Source organism: Halobacteriovorax sp. (genome assembly GCF_041587335.1).
In the GTDB taxonomy this organism is placed as follows: Bacteria; Bdellovibrionota; Bacteriovoracia; order Bacteriovoracales; family Bacteriovoracaceae; genus Halobacteriovorax.
The window spans coordinates 12,460-33,527 of the sequence record NZ_JBFGYP010000025.1; the positions used below are offsets into that span (position 1 = coordinate 12,460).

The window sequence follows — 21,068 nt, forward strand, 5'->3', positions numbered from 1 at the left end:
AGGTGAAATATGGGAAGAGTTAATTTTTGCGTTATTCTTCTATTTCTTGTTTCAGTTGTTTCCATGTCTAGTTGTAGTAAAGATGGAGACGAAGAAGGGACTCAAGCAGTTATTGATATTTTCAATGATGAGGCACAAGACCTTTCAGAGGTATTACCTGATACTGATGATGACACAACTCCTCCATCTGTATCAGATAGTTTTACTCGAGACGAATTTCTTTTACGCTTTCAAGCTAATGATCCTATTTACTTGAAACCACTTAATGAGAGAATTGCATTATTTGCAGGTGATAAAGATTACTTTTTCGATATTGTTTCTGGTAAGTGCTTTAATTTAAATGGTGAGGTTGAAAGAGGGGATTCTAATTTTTTAGAATGTAATACTCCTGAAAATATAGAAGTTAGAAATGATGAGTTTAGTAATTATAACTTTCTTGGTGCTGATGCACGGGGAGTGAGTGTTGCTGACGCAGAGGTGTCTCTTTATGATTTAGTATTTGCAGAAGTAAAGTTTAATAGAGAGTCTACTTTAAATATTGGGAGTAAACCTTTTTTAAATTTATTTAAGAATAATAAACGAATTTATTTTAAGCAAAAGAGAGCGCAAGCAAAATACTCTAAAGCTATTGCTAAATATAAAAAAAGAAAATTCGTAATGAAGAGAATTATTAAAATTTTTAAGTCAGAGAAATTAAGAGATAGAGTCGAAAGTATAATAGAAAAATATAATCGAAAGATTGCACTACTTAAGATTAACCAAAAAATAGCTAAGAAAAAGTCTAGACGTCACTATAGAGAGATGAGGTGGATCTCTAATGTTCCAGAGATTGTAAATTATAGAGAAGAATTTAGCTCCAGAAATAAGAACTCAATTAACTTTGATGGTGAAACGGCCTTTTCGTATAGGCCATCAAATGAAGTTATCAATACAGATAGGTTTTCTATTTCACTCTGGTTTAAAACAACTTTAGATCAGGGAGATAAGAGACTATTTAATCTCCACAGAGGAAGCTCTCCGGGAAGTGCTTTAAACCTTTCTCTTAAGCATGGACGAGTTGTTATGGGATTACATAATGGTGAGAGATACATCTCCAATGAAGTTGAATTTATTTATGATGATGGGCTATGGCATAACTTTATTGTGACTAAGAAGAAAGATTTATTCACTGTTTATATTGACGGTATTAAATCACTTGAATACTCAGGAAATTTTTCTGGCTTTGGATCATTCTCATCAATGATTGGATCATATAATGGTCAGGGATATTACTTCAATGGTGATATCGATGAAATTAGTATTTGGAAAAACTCTCTTGGAAAAAGAGAAATTAAGAATATTTACAATTCAGGAGCCCCAACTAACCTGCGACTTTTGCCGTCTTCGGTCTATTTATCTAGCTGGTGGAGAATGGGAGACCACAGAAAAGACTCAGATAAAACTCAATATAATCTTGTCTCAAAAACAGAGGCAATATTAGTTGAGTAGCTCTAGCAATGGCCTTTTTGCGATAAATATAACCCAATGAATTTACTGTTAAGGGGACTCTTTTAGTAAGGTATATTGATTTTATTGGTAATTTCGTATCTACTTAATATTTTTATAGTAATCTATTGAGTTCTTTGTTAACCTATTAATATATATGAGTTTTGAATTAGACTGTAATTCATGGAGGAAGTATGAGTCTTACTAAAGCCGACATTGTTGAGCGTGTTTACAAAGAAGCCGGATTTTCTAAGAAGGAAGCTGCGGACCTAGTTGATCTTGTTTTCAAGGTTATTAAAGACACTCTAGCGAGAGGCGAAAAAGTAAAGATTTCTGGATTTGGAAATTTTTCAATCAGAGATAAAGCAACGAGAGTAGGTCGTAACCCTCAGACGGGAAGTGCCATGGAAATCTCTGCAAGACGTGTTCTTACTTTTAAGCCTTCACAGGTTTTAAAGGAAGATGTTACTGCAAGATTTTCTCACAGACTGGATGACAAAGGGAAAGAAGATACATCTCTTCCTGCAAAGGAAGGATCTTCTAGAGCGCTTAGTTCGTTTATGAATAATACTGAGGACATCAATGGCGATGACCTCGATTTTGATTAGACTCTAGCTCATTAACGGAGCTTAGAGTCCCTTACTTAAGGGGAGACTATGAGCAACCAGATCGAGATTCCAAATAAGTCACACTTTAAATTAAATGAAGTGTGCTCTTTAACAGGTGTTAAGCCTTATGTTTTAAGATTTTGGGAAAGTGAATTTGATCATATCTCTCCAGTGTTATCTTCATCAGGACAAAAGCTTTTTGAACACAAGGATATTGAAGCAATAGCCTTTATTAAAAAGCTTCTTTTTGAAGATAAGATGAGTATAGAGAAAGCTAAGGCCGAGTTAGACCTTAAATTTATTTCTTCAGAGTCGGAAGTTTTAGAGCTTAGTGATGATGAAAAAGTAGATACTCCTGTAAAAGAAAGATTCACTAGAAACTTATCTAATTCAGATATACAAAAGCTTGTTATGGCAAAAGCTAAATTAAGCTCTCTTATTTCATCTGTTGATTCTATTAAGCAAAGAAATAACTGGCACTAAGTCAACTTTTGAGTGCTTAACAATATTGTCTTCTCCGTTTGTGAGAAGACGTTCTATCTTTCCAAAATAATTTGATAGTACAGACTTAGTCGTTGCTAGGTTTTCTTTATGAATGATTGACTCTATTTTTTCTAGATCAGTTAAGATTTCTTCAAAACATTTCTCAGAGTTATTAGTCAGCCATGGGTTAACTGCTATTTCATGTTGAGTTAATTCATTGTCTACGAGTTCTGTTAGATCATCTAGCAATTGAAATACGACTCCCACGCAGTGTCCTAATCTAAAAAGCTCTTTAGATATTCTATAGAACTCTTCCTTGGGTCTCTCTTTCTCATTTGCCCAGAACCCTAATAGGATTGAGGCCTGTATTAGTCTCGCAGTCTTGTACTGATGTGTAAGAATGAGCTGATCTATTCCCTTTGTCATCTCCTCACTTAAATCTAGATATTGCCCTTGGATTAATCCTTTTGGTCCTAATGCCCAGCTAAAGAATTTAAGCATTAACGATAGGTTCTTGCCATTAAACTTAGAGAGAAGGGCAAAAGAAGCTGTCTGAAGTCCATCTCCTGCAAGTAGCGCCTTCCATTCGTTATATTTAATGTGAGTTGAGGCCTTTCCTCTTCTTTCATTATCGTCGTCCATAGATGGTAGATCATCATGAAGTAGTGTGTAGGCATGGTGAAGCTCTACCGCAGAGGCCAAGTAATTTACTGGTGAATGTGAATTATCTAGAAATGAGAGATCTTTATTCTCTGAGTAATCATTGAAAATGGCAGCTACTAGCTGAGGTCTGAAGGCCTTGCCTGGAGGAAGAACTCCATATCTATAGACTTCAGAAAAGGGGTGCTTAGGAATAACAAGTTCTAAGTGAAATTCAATATTTTTAACAATCTTTTCGATATCCATGGCCCTTCCTTTGAAGGGCTAAGTTAACAAAATATACTGTTTTTGAAAAGTTTCTTAATTGAAAAGAGGCATAGGTGAAGAGAATTTTCCACCAACCTTAAACTTATAAAAGCCTTTGTCTGTAGATTCTTTACCACTTAGCAACATATTGATTATTGCAAACTTATTTAAAAAGTCCGCAGTGAATTTAACTTCACCATTAATATCTAAAGTAGAGTTTGAAATATTGTGAGTATTTAATTTTATTGCGCCGGCAGCTTCGGCCAATATTGGTGAATTTGCAGCACCTAGTTGAAAGTCTTGAATCTCAATCAAGTTTCTAGCATTTAGGTTACCTTTTAATTGAAAGGCACCAATAGGAAGATTTGGAAGATCAAAACCTTCTATATTCTGTGAAGGTATAGATAGGTTAGTAGAAGTAATTAAAAAGTCAGATTGAGAAACTTTTCCACCATCTAACTTCACAATAGACTCTAATTCTATGTCGCCAGTGAAGTTTAAGGACTTTGGACCTAAAAATTCTTTTAGAGTCTTATGCGAAATTGAAGATTTTTCAATTTTAATGACCTGTCCACCTAAACCAACTGTTGGATAAATATTTATTACAGATAATTTATGCTTTATTTTTGTGTGAAGCTTAACCCCTAATGGCCAGAAGCTTGGAGATTGAAAACTAATTGCTAGGTCAGCAAGTTTAAGTGAAGATGATGGATTACTATAACACCTTCCATTTATAACAGGTTTTGTTAATATCACTTTTGGTAAAAACCATTCAAACTTCATCTCGTCATAAGTTATTGGGCATGCTGCATTTGAAGCTATTGCCACTTCAGCATTACTCTTAATAATTTTTCCAATAGGGAAGTTAAGCATAAATGCTATTAAACTAATAAGAAAAGCAGCAACACTTACTTTGAAGAAAAACGTTTTCTTTTGAATATAAATTTCTTCTGGAAGTTCACTAGGGTGAGTTTTAAGTTTTACCATTATTGAGATACCTTTGCGTAGTGAGTGAACTTAATACTTCCTTCGATTAAGCTTAATTTCTCATCGCGCTTTAGACTCATTTCAAAAATTTTTAATTTTTCTGAATCAAGCATTCTTTGTAGTAAATCGGATAAGTTTTTTGATGTTAGATCAGACACTTTGATAGTCGCTTCTGACTTTTCAATAGCACCTGACTTTTCTATTGATTCAAAATTAACTACTTTTATTGACTCAGATGATATTCCTTTCTGTGTTGCTATTCTTTTTAATCTAGATGCTAGATCACTACTATTTTTTATACTGTGTGGAGAGATAATTTGTCTGCCGACACTTTCTACTTCTGATTTCTTAGAATTATAGTAAAAAATCTCTGAAATAATTTCTTTTTTTAGATCTATCTCTGACCTAATAAATGAATTAGAAATTATCATAAATAAAAGGATTACAAATGGAAGTAGTACCAGTAGGAAAGACCCAACCTGGCTAAATATCTTGTGCTGTTGTTCAGTTAGTGTGTTTAATACTTCATTGATTTTAGTTTTAGCTTCGCTTTCTTTGAAGGCGTCTAGTTGTTTAAAAATAAAATCATCAATATGTTTAGTTATAATCTTTTTCATTTATATATCCGAGAAAGTTATCGTCATACTACTCTTATCAGCTGCTTCACTTATATCTAGCTTTTCAAATGGTCCAAGCTTTAGGTGTGATTTTAATACTTCAAGCTCTTTTGGCTCTTCAGAACTAAATTTAACTCGAACATTTCCATTCTTATTTTCATAAAAATCCATATTGATTAATTCATTCCTAGAAATATACTCACTAAGTTGAACAAGTGCATTTGTAGCATTAACTTCTGTTGCTGATTGAATTGTTTTAACTTCTTGTTTAACCATTCGATTCTTCTTTTTTATAATTTTAAGAATACTCTCAGGGTCTCTTCTGTACTTTCTTTGATCTCTTCTTGAAATTTCTAAAGAGTCTACTTTTATTATTTTAGTAATCCTTTTATCTAAATCAGCATTTTGATTATTTAAAAAGAATAATCGATCTATCATTAAGAAAGCTGAAACAACTAACATAATCATTACTGCTCTTGAGAAAATAAAAGAAACTGAGTGAAGTGAGATTGCATCTGAAAAACCACTCGTATACTTTCCTGTTAAGAAATTTGGCATAATGGTCGATGACCTCTGCGCCGCGGCCATCATATAGGATAATAAGTATTGTGGTTTTTCTTCTTCTACAACTCCATCTACTGGGGGAGTTGTGAACTTTTCAACATTGATATTTAATTCTGAAGATAAGAAGTTTTCAATATTATTTATATTTGAACTTCCTCCTGTTATATAAACTTTATCAATTGGATTACCAAACTTTACTCTATAGCCAAGCTCCCATCTTTTTAGATCTAATACTAATGGCATAAACGCTTGATGCATAAGTTGAGCAAAATCTCTTTGTTCATCTGTTACATTGTCTAATTGTTCCTCTGTTAAGAAGTAGCAATTATCATGTTTATAAATGACGGCTTCATCTAAAGATATCTGATAAGTTTGAGAGATAATTTCATCAAGAACCTTTCCACCTAAGTTTGTTAAGTGAGAAGAGATAACTTCTTTATTGTGAATAAAGTAGGCCTTAGTTGTCTCATGACCTATATCTACGATACAAAAAGATCCTGTATACGCCTTTTGATCAATAAAGCTTTGAATTACACCCATCTCTGTAGTGAGTACGGCAGGGAGTGTTCCTGACTCCTCTAGATAGTTATAGTAGTTATCAAAGTAATCCAACTTTGAAATGCTGATGAGTGCTGAGAAGTTCTCTCCATTCTTAATAAGTGTAGAGGTGTAGTGAATGTCTTTCAATGAGTATGGAATATCTTCCTCTAGTTGAAATGGAATCATTTGCTCTGCTTTCTTTCTATTATTTACCGGTAGTTCTAGATATCTTGAACTCGTGAAATTTTCTTGAATTTGATATATTATTTTACCTTCAAACTGAGTTTGCTTAAGGTAGCTCCTAATTATTTCATTATGGATCTCATTGATTGTAGTCTCTGGCGAGAATTGTGAACGTATCTTTGAAAGAATCACTTCTCTGTGACTCAGATATCTGAGTTGTTTTCTTTCAAGTCGGCATTCATAGAATTTTACCGAGTAACTACCTAAATCTATTGCAAGTATATTCATAGTTATATATTACCAGAATCATTGTAAAAATGTTTCTAAATAATGTAGGAAAATAATTACTTTTATTAGTGGAGTGATTTGCTAAATTACTCTAGCCTGACTTCGATTACTCTTGGTGAAAGAAGTTCTAATGGTACCTCTTCTTTCTTTTTCTCTTCGTCAGTTTTATCTTCTGGATCTTCTTGAAATTCATCCTCGATAATTTCATCTTCGTTTATTGGCTTGCTTGCTGGTACACCTTCTTTTTTTGTATCTTTTTTTACTTCTGGTGTTGGCTTTATAGGTAAGTCTACAAATGCTGTAATACTGTATTCTGCTCGGCCAAAGAAGCCCTTAGAGACAACTTTATACAGTTTTCCTGCAACAGCTATCGTTAGACCTGCTTGTTCGAGTTCTTTCTTTCTTTTTTCGTAAGTAGAATCGTCAACTATTGCTAATTTTCCAACAACTAGGTCTTTGAAGTCTTTTTCTGACTTAAACTCTTGAGGCTCTATCTGAAGCTCTTTATCTCCGTCTCTATGTTTGAAAAACTGCTCTAATTGGAACTCCGTTATATCTGGGAAAAGAATTTTCAATTGCTCTGATGTTAATTGATTTACTGCAATTACACTGACCTCGTGCACGGTTAACTTATCTTTGATGAGTTCAACTAAATCATCACTCCATCCAAGTAGGAGGTAGAGCTCATCTATTGATGTTAAGGGGGCATGCTTAGGTATGATATCAGCAGATAAGTAATTTCCTTCTATCTCAGCACGCTCAGAGTCATTGAAGTTTTTCAAATCGTTTACAAAGAATTTTAGTTCTTTAATTAGTAGTTCTGGATTTGCGTTTCCATAAATTAAGTCATAATCGGGGTTTACTTCTTTCTCTGACTCAAGGGCCTGAGTGAGAGTGTTAACGAGTTTTTGCTCAATAAACTCCTCAGGCTTTATGCTTTTTTCTTCGTCTGAGTCTGGATCTTCTTGGTTATTACTTTCTTCTACTTTTGGAGTTACTCGTAAGTTGTTTGGATTTAAAAAACCAGAGACTGAACTAATCGTTACACCCATTCTACCTTTGATTAAATTATTCTTTTCGAATTCTTCTAATGCTGAACGTTGTTGAATATCTGATCCTGCAGGTAGTGGAATAGGGTATATGAACTCCATTGTTACTACAGACTCTATTAGTGAGGGTTGTATAATTTCTTTTAGTTGCTTATTTTTCTCTATCAAGTTTCTGCCTTCTTGATAGAGTTTAAGTTTAGCAAGGGCAAAGTTCAAACCTGCTTCAGCATTGAGTCTTGCTTGGAACTTATCTTGCTGGTTATAGACTTTGATTTTATTTATCTTAGATTCAAATGTGAAGTCAGCAAGTAGGAATGCCATGATTGCAATTACAGACATAACCATCATGATGGCCATACCGGATTCATTTTTTAGTAGATTTTTTTGCATTATTCATCCTCCTCGTTCTCATTCTCATTGTTGAAAGTTGAGTTTGGAGAGTTAGGAGTATCTGCTTGCTTGCTTCCCGCCCTGGCGGCTTCTTTTTCTTTTTCATCTTTCTCTGTATCAAAGTATGGTGAGAGAGGCCTGAAGGTTCTACTTATTTCGATTTCATTATTATCGCTATTAATCCAAACTAAGTTAACTCTAATTAGTCTTGGGGTTTGTTGATCTGTTGATAACAACTCGAGTCTATCAACAAACTTCTCTGTTTTTGAATTCCAAAATAGAAACTGAAATGACTTGAGATCTCTAAGAAGGGGATATTCTTTAACATTCTTCCAATCAAACTCTTTATTATAAATATTCTCTGTCTCAATTGATCTTACTAGTTCGTAGTCGGCACCCTCTTTACGGTCATCTTCATCTCTTGTTGAAGAACGTAGGGCATACTTGACCCAACCAAACCTAGACTGTTTAGAGTCTTTAAGGATCCTTCTATTTGAAGTTGTCATAAATATAATTTCAGACTTTGATTCATTTTGTATAACAGGGACTATATCTGCACTCGTACTAATACTTGGAAACCTTTCTGAAGCCTGAAAGCTGTCTAAAGGGCTTACTATTGTAGGGTTTCCATTTTGATCAAATTCATTTGTAAATTCATTTTGATCAGATGCTTTTTTTACGTATTTTGCACTATGGTAGAGAGGAGAGTATAGCTGAGAAAAGTCTTGTTCCATTCTGTCTAGAGCAGTAATTAATTGTAGTGCATCTCTATCTTCAGCAATGATCTTGTCCTTAGAGTCTGTACTATTACTGACGATCGTATACATGGTTGCCATTAGGATTGAAAGAACTGTAATAGCAATCAGAACTTCAATTAAAGTGAAGCCAGCTTCTGAAAGTTGAATATGTTTATTACTTTTTATATCTTTCACATTTGCTCAAACATTACCTGTGCCTGGTGATTGTAAAGCCAGGTACTAACTGAGTAAATCCTCTCACTCGTTTCATTTTTTACCGTTACTTCAACTTGCCAGATAATTTTCTCTAAATTTTTCTTTATATTTGTAAATATTTTTGCTTCATTTGGGTCCTGGGCCTCTTGATCAGCGCCAGTAATTTTATTTAAGTCTGGGACAACAAACTTCTTGTATTCAATTGCATAGCTGAAGTTATCATCTTCTTCGAATTTTCCAGCATCTTTAGATAGTGTGATGGAATCTTTTAGCTCTGGTGGTGTTACTATTATTTCATTGATTTTGAGTTCAGCATATCTTTTTAGCTCTAACTCTTCTCTCATTACCGTACTATCACTTATGTTGTAACCTTGAGCAGTGAGGTATGCAGATGCGAAGACAGCAAAGATAGCTAAGGAAATCATCACTTCAACTAGAGTGAATCCTTTTGAGTTTAATATCGTTCTTAGTTTTTTTGCCATTCTTGATATATTCTCTCGGCCAATTCGATTTGAGCTTCAGTAATATCACCATCGTTTTGGAGTTCTACTGTGAAATATTCTCTTTCAATATCCATTGTAAATGGAGATATCTTTAGTGAAGCAAGTTCATCATCTGATGCTAGGATTATTATAGCAGAATCTTTTTCACCAGTGGGATAAATATAGATGGAATTATCTCCATCTAATAACATTGCTTGCGTAAGGCTAGTGGCAACGCCTACGACCCTTACGCCTAGTGGGAATTCCCTGTCGCTATCTTGAAATTCTTTGATTTTTGAAAACTTTTTATCAACTTCACTTTGTGCTTTCTTCTCCGTCTCTTCATCTGATTTACTCTGAGAGACACTTTGGCTTACCGGAGGAAGGACAAAGTTTCCATCAGGGCCAAATTCAACTGACCAAGTCTGAGGGTCTTCGTCAAATTTAAATCGAATTCTAATAATGGAGTTTCTAAGTGCAGATTCGTCTGAAGAAAATCTAACACCTCTTTCGATATCGTTTATGGCCTCGTCTAAGTTTCTTCTTGTTGAGAAACTCGTTCCAGAAACGACTGTGAGGACAATTGTCACAAGTAATAGGGCCACTAACATCTCAATGAGAGTGAACCCTTTACTATTACCTGTGACAGTATTTTTCATTTATTTAAATTACTTCTTTTTATTTAAGTAGATATCAGCGTCTGTGCCTTCTCCACCTTCAGTTCTATCTGGACCTAAACTCCAAATATTAAAGTCACGTCCATCAGACTCGTAGAAGTAGTCTTCATCCCAAGGATCTCTTGGAATTTCTTCTGCATCCATAAATCCCTCTGGAGGGTAGTTCTTACATTCTTTACCACCTGAAGGCTTAGAGATTAACGCCTCAAGTCCTTGGTCAGTAAGAGGGTAAGTTCCACACTTTCTTCTGTAATCTTGAAGAATTGATTTAAAACTCTTCATTTGGATATTTGTTGCTTTAATTTGCCCTTCAGTTAACTGTGAGAAAATCTGACCAGCAACAAATGTACCTGCAATACCAAGTAGAGTTAATGCGATTAGGATTTCAATTAACGAGAAACCACCTGATTGTCTAAGCAATTTTAACATGCCTCTTTTTTTCATTATATCTCCTTATGATTTTTATTAATGGAGCGAATTCAATTGCATCATTGGCACTACCACTGAAAAGATGATAAATGCTACAGCAATACCCATCCCGACCAACATTATAGGCTCTAAGACGGAGGTTAGTCCATTAAGTTTTGATTCAACTTGGTCTTCGTAATTTTCTGCAATGATCTTTAGCATATCTTCTAGTTCTCCCGATTTTTCCCCTAATGTCATCATATGAGTAACCATTGTAGGGAAAAGACCAGATCTAACTAGTGGGGCGGCGAGAGAAGCACCTTCTGATACGTTTATTTTTGCTTCTTCGACTGCTTGTTGCATATGAACATTAGCAATAAGGTTTTTTACAATTTTAAGAGCTGCGATAATAGGAACACCTGAGTTAAGTAATGTTGCTAGAGTCGAACAGAATCTACTAACATTGACCATAGTTACAAGTTCGCCAATAATAGGAAGCTTGAGTAATAAACTATCCCATTTAGATTTACCTTTCTTTGTTACTATATACTTCTTGAAAGAAGTGTAAGCAAAAATTGACCCTACAATCACTGCCCACCAGTAACTTTTTAAAAATTGAGAGATCCAAATACAAATTTCTGTTTGTAGTGGAAGGTCTTTTTTCATTGTTTCAAATATTCTTGTAATTTTTGGTATAACAAAAATAAATATTATTCCCATCATTCCGGCCCCGACAAATGCCATTATTAATGGATAGGTCATTGCACCTTTTATTTTATTTTTTAACTTAACTTGAGCTTCAGTAAAGTCGGCAAGTCTAAGTAATACAACCTGAAGTGTACCTGATGTCTCTCCTGCATCGACCATGTTGACGTAAACATTGTCAAAAACCTTAGGATAGTCGCTAAGTGCATTTGCTAGAGATGAACCTTCGTTAATTTTTTGCTTGATCTCTGCAAGAATTGATTTAAATCGCTGATTGTCAGTTTGATCAACAAGAGCATTGAATGCTTCAACAATTTGAATCTTTGCTTTGATGAGGGTGGCAAGCTGTCTAGTCATTAGGGAGAGTTCTTGAATCGAAACAATAGGTCCAAATGAAAATGAGCTACTACTACTAATAGACGATTTGTTTTGAGACTTTTGTTCTGAAATCTCTATAAGCATAATTCCCATAGAACGAATCTTAGTCTTCGCTGATGTAAGACTATCAGAATCAATTGTCTTTTTAATTTCTTTTCCAGTCTTATCTAGACCTTTATAGCTATATATTGCCATTATGTTTTAACCTTATTCGTCTTCTTCGTGATCTTCGTCATTAATTGCTCTAACCATTTCATCTACAGATGTTATTCCAGAAAATACTTTTGAAAGAGCATCTCCTCTAAGAGTGATCATTCCACTTTTTACGGCAGCTTTCTTTATAGATCCTGAATCTGCTTTTTTAAGAACAAGTGGGCGTATAATATCATCAATAATAAGGAGCTCTGAAACTACCGTCATTCCGCTGAAGCCATCATAGTTACACTTGGGACATCCTTTATGAGTAAAAATTGTAGCGTCATTTGGAACAGAGCTAACTCTCATCATCTCCATATCAAAAGGAGTGACTTGATGAGGAACTTTACAGTGATTACAAAGTTTACGTATTAGTCTTTGTGCTAAAACTCCAGCCAATGAAGATGCAATTAGGAAGGGTTGAACTCCCATATCAATTAATCTACCAGGTGCAGAGAAAGAATCGTTTGTGTGAATTGTAGATAGAACAAAGTGGCCAGTAAGAGAGGCCTGGATTGCCATCTCTGCTGTTTCCTTATCCCTTGTTTCCCCAACCATTATAACGTCAGGGTTTTGTCTCAGGATAGATCTAAGTGCAATAGCGAACGATAGATCAATTTTACTATTTACCTGAATTTGTGAAATCCCAGGCACTTCATATTCCACTGGGTCTTCTACAGTGATAATCATTTTATCTGGAGTGTTAATTTCATCTAGCATTGCAAATAGAGTAGTCGTCTTACCGTGACCTGTTGGACCTGATACGTACACAACCCCATGCTTTCTAGAGCCAAGCTCTTGTAGATCTTTAAGAACTTTACCGTGAAAACCTAAATTTTCTAGTTTTAAAATAGTATTATTTTTTTCTAGAATCCTCATAACAATTCTTTCACCACTTTGGATAGGAACTGTCGATAAACGAATATCAATATCTTTACCGGCCATCTTTATAGGAATACGGCCATCTTGAGGAAGTCTTTTTTCTGCAATATCTAGCTTCGCCATAACTTTAATACGTGAACTCACTGCAGAGTGTGTCTTAATTGGCTGTCTTAGTATTTCTTTCATTACTCGATTAATTCTAAATCGATAAACTGTTTCTTTCTCATATGGTTCAATATGAATATCGGAAGCGCCTTCTTTTACAGCTCTAAAAATAATTGAGTTCACAAATCTTATTACAGGTGCCTCATCTGCTCCTGCGTCTAAAATATCAATTGGTCCATCGAGATCTAGGGCTTCTTCAAACTCGTCTTCAAGTGAGTCAACGATATTGGTATTGGCCTTTTCATAAACTCTGTTAATGGCCTCTGATAACTTCATTGGATGAGCAACAATTAACTTAATTTCTTTTTTGAAAAGTTCTCTTAAGTCATTTATAGCATCAAAGTTAAATGGATCTGTTAAAACAACTGAAACGGTAGTGTCTGTTTCTAGAATTGGTAGTATCTCATGAGCTTTAGCGTAATTAATTGGAATACTTAATGTAATATTTGGATCTATATCATCTACATTAATATCTGTGATAAATGGAATATTTACTTGGTGGCAAATAACCTTAATAATATCGTGCGGATGTATATAGTTCTTTTTAAGAAGAATTTCACCAATGAGCATTCCGGAATCTTCTTGGATGCTTAAGGCTTCATTTAACTGCTCTTCTGTTAATGAAGTATGTTGAAGGAGGAGTTGGCCAATCATAACCTTCTGTCCTTCAACCTTTTTTAACATGTGTTCTGAAATTTTCAAAACAACCCCTTATTTTTTTGTTGCCGAAGCTTTTGATTTAACTTTTTGAACAATCACTTTGTAGTTTGGAGTGTTGTCACCAAGTAGAGGATCTCTTTCTGGTTTTTCATGTCCAATTCCTGATTCTTCATTCTCTCTTCTATATTCATCAGCTTCTTCTTGGTCGTAAAGTGGTCCTTGTTCTTGTTTTTTTGCTTTTTCGTATAAACCTTTTGCGCTTGTTGCAAAAGGGTCTTTTTCTCCAAGAGCATTTTTTAAGTGAGTGCTTCTTCTGTTAAGTTGATCTTGTACGTTTACAGCATTTGCTGTTTTGTAAACATCAATGATTTTTGGAGTGAAGAAGAAGAGTAGGTTGAGTTTTTCAACACTTTTTCTCGTATTCTTAAATAGCCAACCAAGAACAGGAATATCTCCTAAAAGAGGAACTTTCGAAACAACATCAGTTTCTTTATCCCTCATTAGTCCACCCATTGCGATTGTATCTCTATCTCTAACAACTACTGTTGTAATAGCACTACGAGTAGTAGTTGCTACACCGTCACTTTGAACACCTGAAGGAAGTGTTCTACTAGAGAAGTCATCTACTTTCTGGTCAATCTTTAATTTAATGAACCTTGTTACTTTATTAACTTGTGGTGTGATTTTGAGAGTCAGAGCAACTTTCTGTTGTGTAATAGAAACTGAAGAAGAACCGTTTGCAGAATTTGTTCTCTCTGGAGTAGGTATACTTTCACCAACTTCAAATACTGCTTCTTCGTTATCAAGGGCCATTATTTGTGGTGTTGCTAGTACATTTGTTGCTGCATTTGCTGCAACTGCAGTAATTAATCCAGATATTGATTTAATCTGAACTTCTTGTCCACTGACTGTCTGAGTTATCGCACTTCCTGTTCCACCACCTACAAATAATCCACCAAGAGCAGTAATGTTATTAGACATTACATTAAATAGATCTCCACCGTTACCAACAAATCCTGCTTTATCAGTTGCACCAGACCCGTAAGCTCCAATAAGGTTAATTCCAAAACCTTTATCTTTAGTTACAGAAGTCTCCATTATCATACCTTCAACAAAGACTTGGTCTCTTGGTCTATCTAGTTTTTTTATAACCTCTTTGATTGTTAAGTAGTCTGTAGGGGAAGCAGTAACAACTATTGCATTATTTTCTTTATCAGCAGTGATTTTTACTTCAGCATTAAATAGAGAAGTTGAATCCTCTGTCGATGCTGCTCTGGATAGTCTTGATCTACTTGTTGTTTTTGGTTGAGCAGATGTTACTAGTGAAGAGAGAGTCTTTGCTAGAGTTTCACTTGTTCCGTGATTTAAATAGTAAACGTGAATTTGACCCGAGCTAGAATTAACTAGCTTTACATCAAGCTTCTGTATTAATGCATTTAGTTGCTTTGCTCCATCAGCATTAGTCATAGCAATGATTGAGTTTGTTCTTGGTTCAGCAATAAGTTTTATTTCAGAAATCAAACTTGTCTTAGTTGTTGATCTAACCTTTGTCGACTTTGTTCCTTTAAAAATCTTATCAAGTAATTTTGCAATTTCTTGTGCTGATGAGTTTTTTACAGGAATAATCTGTAGAGATTCCTCGTGTCCTGGAACATCGATAAACTTAATTAGTCTTGTAAGCCTGTTAATGTTTGAACCTGTATCTTGAACAATAATTGTATTTGTTTGTTTAATATCAATAATACGACCATATCTAGACATGAATGGTCTAAATGATCTTGTTACTTCTGTAGAGTTGATGTTTTTTAGAGGTAAGATTCTCATTACGTAGTTGTCTGTATTTGGAGTAAAGTTTCCAGTATAGATCTTTGTAGGAGTGTATCTAATATCTCTAGCGTTTACGATTTTATAGAATGAACCACTTTTAACAAGAGTGTATCCATTTAAGTTTAGTGCAGTTAGGTAAGCTCTCCACGCATCACCAACAGTAATTGCTGTTGGGGCCATAATGGAAACTTTTCCTTTTAAGTCTTTATCAAGAATTAAGTTAATTCCAGTAAGCTTTTGCATATGTTTTGTTAAATCCGTCAACGATGTATTAGGGAAGTCAAAACTCGTTATAACTTCAGGACCAAATGCAGTTTCTGGGTTTAGGTTTACGTACTTCTTATCTTTACTTGCATCTATTGAAGAAGAGTCAGACTTTCTACCAAAAAAGTCAGCACCACTCTTTGTATTACTTTTTATTAAACTTGCGGCTGACTTCTCAGTTGTCTTGTATTTTGTTTTCGTCTTATACTTTGAATTGTTAAACTGCGCAGCTGCATCACTAAATAGTAGTGGCGCTAGTAGAGCTGCGAGTGACGATGTAATTAGTAGTTTCTTGTTCATCATAAATTCCGATCCCTGGAGTTTTATTCAAAGTTATATTCTAAGTTCTGTGTAGATCCATCTCTTCTTACTGAAATTTCAAAATTGTCTATGTCTTTAATCTTTCCAAATAAGTTCATTATTTCATTTAGACTGCTAAACTTCTTACCATTAATAGCTGTAATCGTATCTCCGTCTAGGATATTCAATTTACTGTAGATTGAACCTGGTACTATCTCAGTCATTTTAAAAGCAAGTGTTCCATCTGGGTTCTTTATCTGTATGGCCCTAGCTTGAGTTAAGACTTCACTAATATTTCCTAGCATCTCATCTCTTACTTTCTTTTGAATTTTAAATGTATTTCCGACATTTTTAATTCTATCGTCTTTATACTTGTTAAGTAGGTTTTTTCCTCTTGAAGCACTGACTACTTTTATTGGATTTTTTACTTTTGGCTCTTTGGTAAGACTTTCTATGTATTCACAATCTCCAGTCTTAAGATTTTTAAATACAACTCTAAGACGGTCAATTTTTCCAACCTGAGCATCATTATCAATTCTTTCGCCTTCTCTTAAATCAAGGATTTGTTTCTTTCCTCTTACCTGTACTGAGGCAATTGACTTCACTGAATCTTGTAGAACAATTGTATTAACAAGCTTTATTCCAAGCTTCGTTTTACGTTCTGAAGTTCTGCATACTAGGTTGTCATCAAGTTTTGGCTTTTCGACGACTGTTTGGCTCGAGCTGTTTGGGTCTTTAGTGTTAAATAAGTTTGATCTTTCAATCTTTGATAAGACAACTCTTGTTTTAGGAGAGTAAGGAACGGTTGCAGTTCTTTTTTTCTGTGTACTATTCTCTAGCTTTGAAGATATCCCTGTCGCAACAAGTTTTCCTCCAAAGTATGCAGTACTTAAAATAAGGACAGTTAGAAATCCTCTATGGATGTCATTACGAGAGTCGGGAGAAAATATTTTCTCAACAAAGGCTGTCCATGAAAACTCGTTAATATTTAGTTTTTTTAGCGCTCCCGTAAGGTCATTGTCAGAACTATCGTCATTCTTAAAAGAAATGAACTTTTTTGAAGGAACTTTATTTTTTACAGAACTTATAAGGCTAGAAAATCTCTGAGCAGCACTCGGCTTTGGCTCTTCGTATAGATCTTCATCGTATTCTTCAGTAATTTCTTCTAGTTCTTCTGGTTGTAATTCTTGAATAGGAGAGTCGAGTTCTTCTAACTCTTCTTTTTCTTCTTCAGAAATCGTAAGCTCTTGGGCAACAAACTCTTCTTCCTCGTCTTCTATTACAGGAGGAGTGTCTTCATCACTTCTATTATTTAGAAGTTCTTCAATATCATCTTCTTCTTGCTCTTCGCTAAACGTGATTCCAGGTGAAGTCGCTTCATCTGTATCTATTGAGGTTTCAGATTCTTCTTCTTTTAGCTCTTCAAACTCAAGGGCCTCAGGATCAACAAAGATCTCTCCAGTTGATTCCTCAAACTCGCTCTCCTCATCTCTATCTTTTGAGAACTTGTTTTTGATCTTTGAGAAAATTCCATTTTTCTTTTTAGTCATTAAAGATCCAGCTTTCCTGTAAAGTATTAAAAAATACGTATTATTACCATTATGTATTATTTTAAGGTCTTAGACTATATGCTTCAAGTAACTTCTTTCGGTTTTTTTTGCCTAGTTGTTGAGTGTGTTTGTCGGGTATTTTTCTTTGTTGTCACAAGTACATATAAGGATGTAAAATTTATTAATATTTTTAACTAGAATTAAAAAGGATTTTCGAATGAGTGAAAAGAAGGACTCTAAATACAATGTTGACCAAGAAGGACAAGAATTTGATTCTGTCGTTGGCAGCTTATTTTTTGGTGAAATCAATGAAGATGTAATCTTCCCATTTCCACACTTTAGTGGAGAGCAGGTAGAGATGGCAAAAGAGATGTGTTCTGCTGTATCTAAATATGGTGAAGATGCTATTGATGGTGAGAAATTCGATGATGAAGCGAAAATTCCAGATGAAGTTATTAAAGGCTTAGCTGAGTTAGGTCTTTGCGGTTTAGCTGTACCTGAAGAGTATGGTGGAATGCAATTAGACTACTCTTTATACTCTAGAATATTTGCAGAAGTCGCAGCAATGGATGGATCTACAGCAACAATGCTAGGAGCACACCAATCTATTGGTTATAGAGCGCTATTGAATGAAGGAACTGATGAGCAAAAAGCTAAATGGCTTCCAGCATTAGCGTCTGGAGAGAAATTAGCATCTTTTTGTTTAACGGAACCAGGTTCAGGTTCTGATGCTTACTCTATAAAGACAAAAGCCGTAAAGAATGACGATGGCACTTATACTATTACTGGTCAGAAGCTGTGGATTACAAATGCTGGTACTGCCGAGTTCTATACTGTTTTTTGTAAGACAGATCACGTTAAGAACGGAGAGACTGTAGAGAAAATCTCTTGTTTTATCGTTGAGAAAGGAATGGAAGGCGTAAGTTTTGGTGAAAAAGAAAATAAGATGGGGATTAGGGCCTCTGAAACTAGGGCCGTATATTTAGATAAAGTAGTAGTTCCTGCTGAGAATATTTTAGGAGAACTAGGTAAAGGGTTCAAGATTGCGATGAATGTTCTTAACTCTGGAAGACTTTCTTTAGGAGCTGGTTGTGTCGGTGGTATGAAGACTATACTGAAGATGGCAACAGAACATGCTAAAGGAAGAAAGCAATTTGGTGCTCCAATTAGTGACTTTGGATTAATTCAAGAGAAGCTAGCATTTATGGCATCACGTTGTTACGCAACAGAAAGTATTGTTTATATGACAACTGGAAATATGATCAAAGGGATGAATGATTATTTTCTAGAGACTGCTATTTGTAAAATCTATGGTTCTGAGTCTCTATGGACTGTAGTTGATACAGGACTTCAGATTGCCGCAGGTAATGGTTATATGAAAGAGTATCCTTATGAAAGAATCATGAGAGATTCGAGAATAAATCTTATATTTGAAGGGACAAATGAAATCCTAAGATGTTTCTTGGCCTTATCAGGTATGAAAGGACCTTCAGATTCTTTAAAAGACCTAGGAAAAGTTTCTGATGTTTCTTCAGCACTTAAAGATCCTATCAAATCTCTAGGTGTACTTTCTGACTTTGCAAAGAAACGTATTTCAAAAATGATAGCCTCTAGAGCTCTAACTAAGGCACATCCTGAATTAGAAGAGTATGCAAACTATTTCTCTTCAATGATGGCATCATTTGCAATCCAGGTTGAAAATACTCTGATAAAGCATGGTAAGAAAATTATTGGAAATGAATACCCACAAGGTAGACTCTCGAATATGGCCACTGAGTTATATGTAATTCTTTGTGTAATCTCTAGAACAACTTCTATTTTAGAAAAAGAGAATGTTCCTAAAGATAAGAAAGACTATGTACTAGGTTTGACTAAACTTATCATTAAAGAGTCCAGACAAAACTTTGTGATGAATCTTAAAGAAATGACTAATAACTACGACAAACTGACTGAAGAAATATCAGCAGCAGTATGTAACTATGATGGTTACGGACTTGATATAATAGATTATTAGATATGAGAAAATCTTTAGTCTTATCATCAGCATTACTTTTTACAGGTTGTTCTAGCTTAAAGAAGATTCCAAAACTCTTTAAAGAAGAAAAAACCGTTGTTAAACGTAAAGTTGTAGAAGTTCCTGCAGGCCCTTCATTAGAAGGGTCAGGTAGTTATTTTAAAGATATTACTAAGGAAGTAGGTCTAGAAGGAGAAGTTGCTACTCACATCTATGCTGTCGACTTTGATGGAGATGGACATACGGATATTGTGACTTTACCTCTTTTCTATTCTAGGCCAAAGTTTTTTCGCTATATTCCTAAAACTAAAAAATATAAGGAAACAACTTATAATCCATTTGGAAAGGTTGTTAGAGCAAGCTATTTAACGTTCTTTGATTTTGATAGAGACGGAATGCTAGATGTTCTTGCTGGAACTTTGAACCAAAAGTCTGCTTTAGCTGAGGAACCTTTAAAGGTATTTAGAGCAAAGAAGATTAAAGGAAAGATACAGTACCAGCAAATGACTTCAAGTAAGAAGAGGGAAGCTAGACCAACGTCTTCTATATCCTTATTAGATTATAATCTTGATGGTTATATTGATTTATTTGAAGCTAATTGGTTAGATTATTCTAAATCTTCACCAAAGTCCTCTCCCGATAGACTCTATATGGGGATGAAAAACTTTGACTATAAAGAAGTTAGTTATTTATTAGAAGATGAAGCTCGCTTTTCTAAAGCTAATAATGCCTATGTGAATGCTAAGCCAACCTTTTCATCAAGCACATGTGATCTCGATCAAAATGGTTTTCCAGATATTCTTACGAGCTCTTCTGGTGGTCATGCAAATAAAATGTGGATGAATAGATACGACTCTAAACATAAGGATAGAACCTTTAAAAACTTTGCAGATGAAGCAGGGTTTGATCATGATAGCTTTGGGATGCTAAACCCTCGAGGTGGTGGAAACTCTCTTTATAGTTTATGTACTGATTATAATAATGATGGAGTGATGGATATTCTTGTAGGAGAGGTTTCTCACTCTTTTGATTCTGAAAATAGAGACAAGTCTTCTTTCCTTACTGGGAGTAGAAGAGAGTTCCCTCCAAAGTTTTTAAGATCAGAATATATTCAAGATAGTGGAAGGAGAGTTTGGTCTCAAAGTGATAAGAGGTCAGTCTTTGCTGATTTTAATAATGACGGACTAATTGATATCCTTGTTGAAAATTCTGGGTACCCTCCTTATACGCGCTTAATATACTTCACCCAAAGAGCAGATCATGGCTTTGAAGACATAGCAAAAGATGCAAAGATTGATATTTTAAATCCTTCTGGTGTTGTGACTCTAGATATTGATCGTGATGGAAGAATGGATTTTATCACAGGCCAGAGCAACGTGAGAAAGGCCGATCTTGCTAGACGTATTTATGTCTATAAAAATATCTCTCCTCGTGAAGGAAGAAAATCTATTCGTGTTTATTTAGATGGTGTTAAGTCAAATACGCACGGATGGGGGGCGATGATAACT

General features: G+C 34.8%; 18 protein-coding genes. 5 read left to right on the forward strand and 13 right to left on the reverse strand.

Annotated elements, in window-relative coordinates:
• Positions 1-9 precede the first annotated feature (9 nt).
• The 3 genes from ABX784_RS05840 to ABX784_RS05850 all read left to right on the forward strand — a co-directional run bounded on the left by ABX784_RS05840 (position 10) and on the right by ABX784_RS05850 (position 2,576).
• Entirely contained in the window at positions 10-1,488 is a 1,479-nt protein-coding gene (locus ABX784_RS05840) for a LamG domain-containing protein (protein WP_372653783.1), read from the forward strand.
• Positions 1,489-1,679: 191 nt separating this feature from the next.
• Positions 1,680-2,093 carry an integration host factor subunit alpha gene (locus tag ABX784_RS05845; protein ID WP_372653785.1) on the forward strand — a complete coding sequence of 138 codons (414 nt, stop codon included), beginning with the start codon at positions 1,680-1,682 and terminating at the stop codon, positions 2,091-2,093.
• A 48-nt stretch (positions 2,094-2,141) separates the two neighbouring features.
• Positions 2,142-2,576, forward strand: coding sequence for a MerR family transcriptional regulator (locus tag ABX784_RS05850; protein ID WP_372653788.1), 435 nt, complete (start codon positions 2,142-2,144; stop codon positions 2,574-2,576).
• Here ABX784_RS05850 and ABX784_RS05855 read toward each other — a convergent pair.
• The 13 genes from ABX784_RS05855 to ABX784_RS05915 all read right to left on the reverse strand — a co-directional run bounded on the left by ABX784_RS05855 (position 2,535) and on the right by ABX784_RS05915 (position 17,546).
• Complete coding sequence (locus ABX784_RS05855; RefSeq protein WP_372653790.1) at positions 2,535-3,482, reverse strand: polyprenyl synthetase family protein; 948 nt, start codon at positions 3,480-3,482, stop codon at positions 2,535-2,537. The two genes, ABX784_RS05850 and ABX784_RS05855, sit on opposite strands and share 42 nt — an antisense overlap.
• 54 nt (positions 3,483-3,536) lie before the next feature.
• Entirely contained in the window at positions 3,537-4,469 is a 933-nt protein-coding gene (locus tag ABX784_RS05860) for a hypothetical protein (RefSeq protein ID WP_372653793.1), read from the reverse strand.
• Positions 4,469-5,086: a hypothetical protein gene (locus tag ABX784_RS05865; protein WP_372653796.1), complete on the reverse strand. Its 618-nt coding sequence runs from the start codon at positions 5,084-5,086 to the stop codon at positions 4,469-4,471. Before ABX784_RS05865 ends, ABX784_RS05860 begins: the two co-directional genes overlap by 1 nt.
• Complete coding sequence (pilM, locus tag ABX784_RS05870; protein ID WP_372653799.1) at positions 5,087-6,661, reverse strand: pilus assembly protein PilM; 1,575 nt, start codon at positions 6,659-6,661, stop codon at positions 5,087-5,089. It lies immediately after the preceding gene.
• An 86-nt stretch (positions 6,662-6,747) separates the two neighbouring features.
• Positions 6,748-8,100 carry a hypothetical protein gene (locus tag ABX784_RS05875; protein ID WP_372653802.1) on the reverse strand — a complete coding sequence of 451 codons (1,353 nt, stop codon included), beginning with the start codon at positions 8,098-8,100 and terminating at the stop codon, positions 6,748-6,750.
• Positions 8,100-9,032 (reverse strand): type II secretion system protein J, encoded by a 933-nt coding sequence (locus ABX784_RS05880; protein WP_372653804.1) that lies wholly within the window; start codon positions 9,030-9,032, stop codon positions 8,100-8,102. Before ABX784_RS05880 ends, ABX784_RS05875 begins: the two co-directional genes overlap by 1 nt.
• Positions 9,029-9,535 (reverse strand): type II secretion system protein J, encoded by a 507-nt coding sequence (locus tag ABX784_RS05885; protein WP_372653807.1) that lies wholly within the window; start codon positions 9,533-9,535, stop codon positions 9,029-9,031. The genes ABX784_RS05880 and ABX784_RS05885 overlap by 4 nt, the downstream gene beginning before the upstream one ends.
• Positions 9,520-10,194 (reverse strand): Tfp pilus assembly protein FimT/FimU, encoded by a 675-nt coding sequence (locus ABX784_RS05890; protein WP_372653809.1) that lies wholly within the window; start codon positions 10,192-10,194, stop codon positions 9,520-9,522. The genes ABX784_RS05885 and ABX784_RS05890 overlap by 16 nt, the downstream gene beginning before the upstream one ends.
• 9 nt (positions 10,195-10,203) lie before the next feature.
• Positions 10,204-10,656, reverse strand: coding sequence for a type II secretion system major pseudopilin GspG (gene gspG / locus ABX784_RS05895; RefSeq protein WP_372653811.1), 453 nt, complete (start codon positions 10,654-10,656; stop codon positions 10,204-10,206).
• A 21-nt stretch (positions 10,657-10,677) separates the two neighbouring features.
• Positions 10,678-11,898 (reverse strand): type II secretion system inner membrane protein GspF, encoded by a 1,221-nt coding sequence (gspF, locus tag ABX784_RS05900; protein ID WP_372653814.1) that lies wholly within the window; start codon positions 11,896-11,898, stop codon positions 10,678-10,680.
• A 12-nt stretch (positions 11,899-11,910) separates the two neighbouring features.
• A complete protein-coding gene (gspE, locus tag ABX784_RS05905) occupies positions 11,911-13,647 on the reverse strand; it encodes a type II secretion system ATPase GspE (protein ID WP_372653817.1) in 1,737 nt (578 codons plus the stop codon).
• Between the two features lie 9 nt (positions 13,648-13,656).
• Positions 13,657-15,999 carry a type II secretion system secretin GspD gene (gspD, locus tag ABX784_RS05910; protein WP_372653820.1) on the reverse strand — a complete coding sequence of 781 codons (2,343 nt, stop codon included), beginning with the start codon at positions 15,997-15,999 and terminating at the stop codon, positions 13,657-13,659.
• 20 nt (positions 16,000-16,019) lie between these two features.
• The gene (locus ABX784_RS05915; protein WP_372653822.1) at positions 16,020-17,546 is read right to left on the reverse strand and encodes a hypothetical protein; all 1,527 of its coding nucleotides are present in this window, start codon (positions 17,544-17,546) and stop codon (positions 16,020-16,022) included.
• A 217-nt stretch (positions 17,547-17,763) separates the two neighbouring features.
• Between ABX784_RS05915 and ABX784_RS05920 the strand changes: the two genes are divergently transcribed.
• The gene (locus ABX784_RS05920; protein WP_372653825.1) at positions 17,764-19,560 is read left to right on the forward strand and encodes an acyl-CoA dehydrogenase family protein; all 1,797 of its coding nucleotides are present in this window, start codon (positions 17,764-17,766) and stop codon (positions 19,558-19,560) included.
• Positions 19,561-19,562: 2 nt separating this feature from the next.
• Positions 19,563-21,068, forward strand: a 1,506-nt coding sequence (locus ABX784_RS05925) for an FG-GAP repeat domain-containing protein (RefSeq protein ID WP_372653827.1), incomplete at its 3' end; no start/stop codon positions are given.

Bases quoted from the DNA above. Each gene is read 5' to 3' on its own strand.
- ABX784_RS05860 (WP_372653793.1), bottom strand. From the start codon at position 4,469: ATGGTAAAACTTAAAACTCACCCTAGTGAACTTCCAGAAGAAATTTAT.
- ABX784_RS05865 (WP_372653796.1), bottom strand. From the start codon at position 5,086: ATGAAAAAGATTATAACTAAACATATTGATGATTTTATTTTTAAACAA.
- ABX784_RS05855 (WP_372653790.1), bottom strand. From the start codon at position 3,482: ATGGATATCGAAAAGATTGTTAAAAATATTGAATTTCACTTAGAACTT.
- ABX784_RS05850 (WP_372653788.1), top strand. From the start codon at position 2,142: ATGAGCAACCAGATCGAGATTCCAAATAAGTCACACTTTAAATTAAAT.
- ABX784_RS05890 (WP_372653809.1), bottom strand. From the start codon at position 10,194: ATGAAAAATACTGTCACAGGTAATAGTAAAGGGTTCACTCTCATTGAG.
- ABX784_RS05840 (WP_372653783.1), top strand. From the start codon at position 10: ATGGGAAGAGTTAATTTTTGCGTTATTCTTCTATTTCTTGTTTCAGTT.
- ABX784_RS05875 (WP_372653802.1), bottom strand. From the start codon at position 8,100: ATGCAAAAAAATCTACTAAAAAATGAATCCGGTATGGCCATCATGATG.
- ABX784_RS05920 (WP_372653825.1), top strand. From the start codon at position 17,764: ATGAGTGAAAAGAAGGACTCTAAATACAATGTTGACCAAGAAGGACAA.
- ABX784_RS05915 (WP_372653822.1), bottom strand. From the start codon at position 17,546: ATGACTAAAAAGAAAAATGGAATTTTCTCAAAGATCAAAAACAAGTTC.
- ABX784_RS05845 (WP_372653785.1), top strand. From the start codon at position 1,680: ATGAGTCTTACTAAAGCCGACATTGTTGAGCGTGTTTACAAAGAAGCC.
- gspF (WP_372653814.1), bottom strand. From the start codon at position 11,898: ATGGCAATATATAGCTATAAAGGTCTAGATAAGACTGGAAAAGAAATT.
- ABX784_RS05885 (WP_372653807.1), bottom strand. From the start codon at position 9,535: ATGGCAAAAAAACTAAGAACGATATTAAACTCAAAAGGATTCACTCTA.
- pilM (WP_372653799.1), bottom strand. From the start codon at position 6,661: ATGAATATACTTGCAATAGATTTAGGTAGTTACTCGGTAAAATTCTAT.
- gspD (WP_372653820.1), bottom strand. From the start codon at position 15,999: ATGATGAACAAGAAACTACTAATTACATCGTCACTCGCAGCTCTACTA.
- gspG (WP_372653811.1), bottom strand. From the start codon at position 10,656: ATGAAAAAAAGAGGCATGTTAAAATTGCTTAGACAATCAGGTGGTTTC.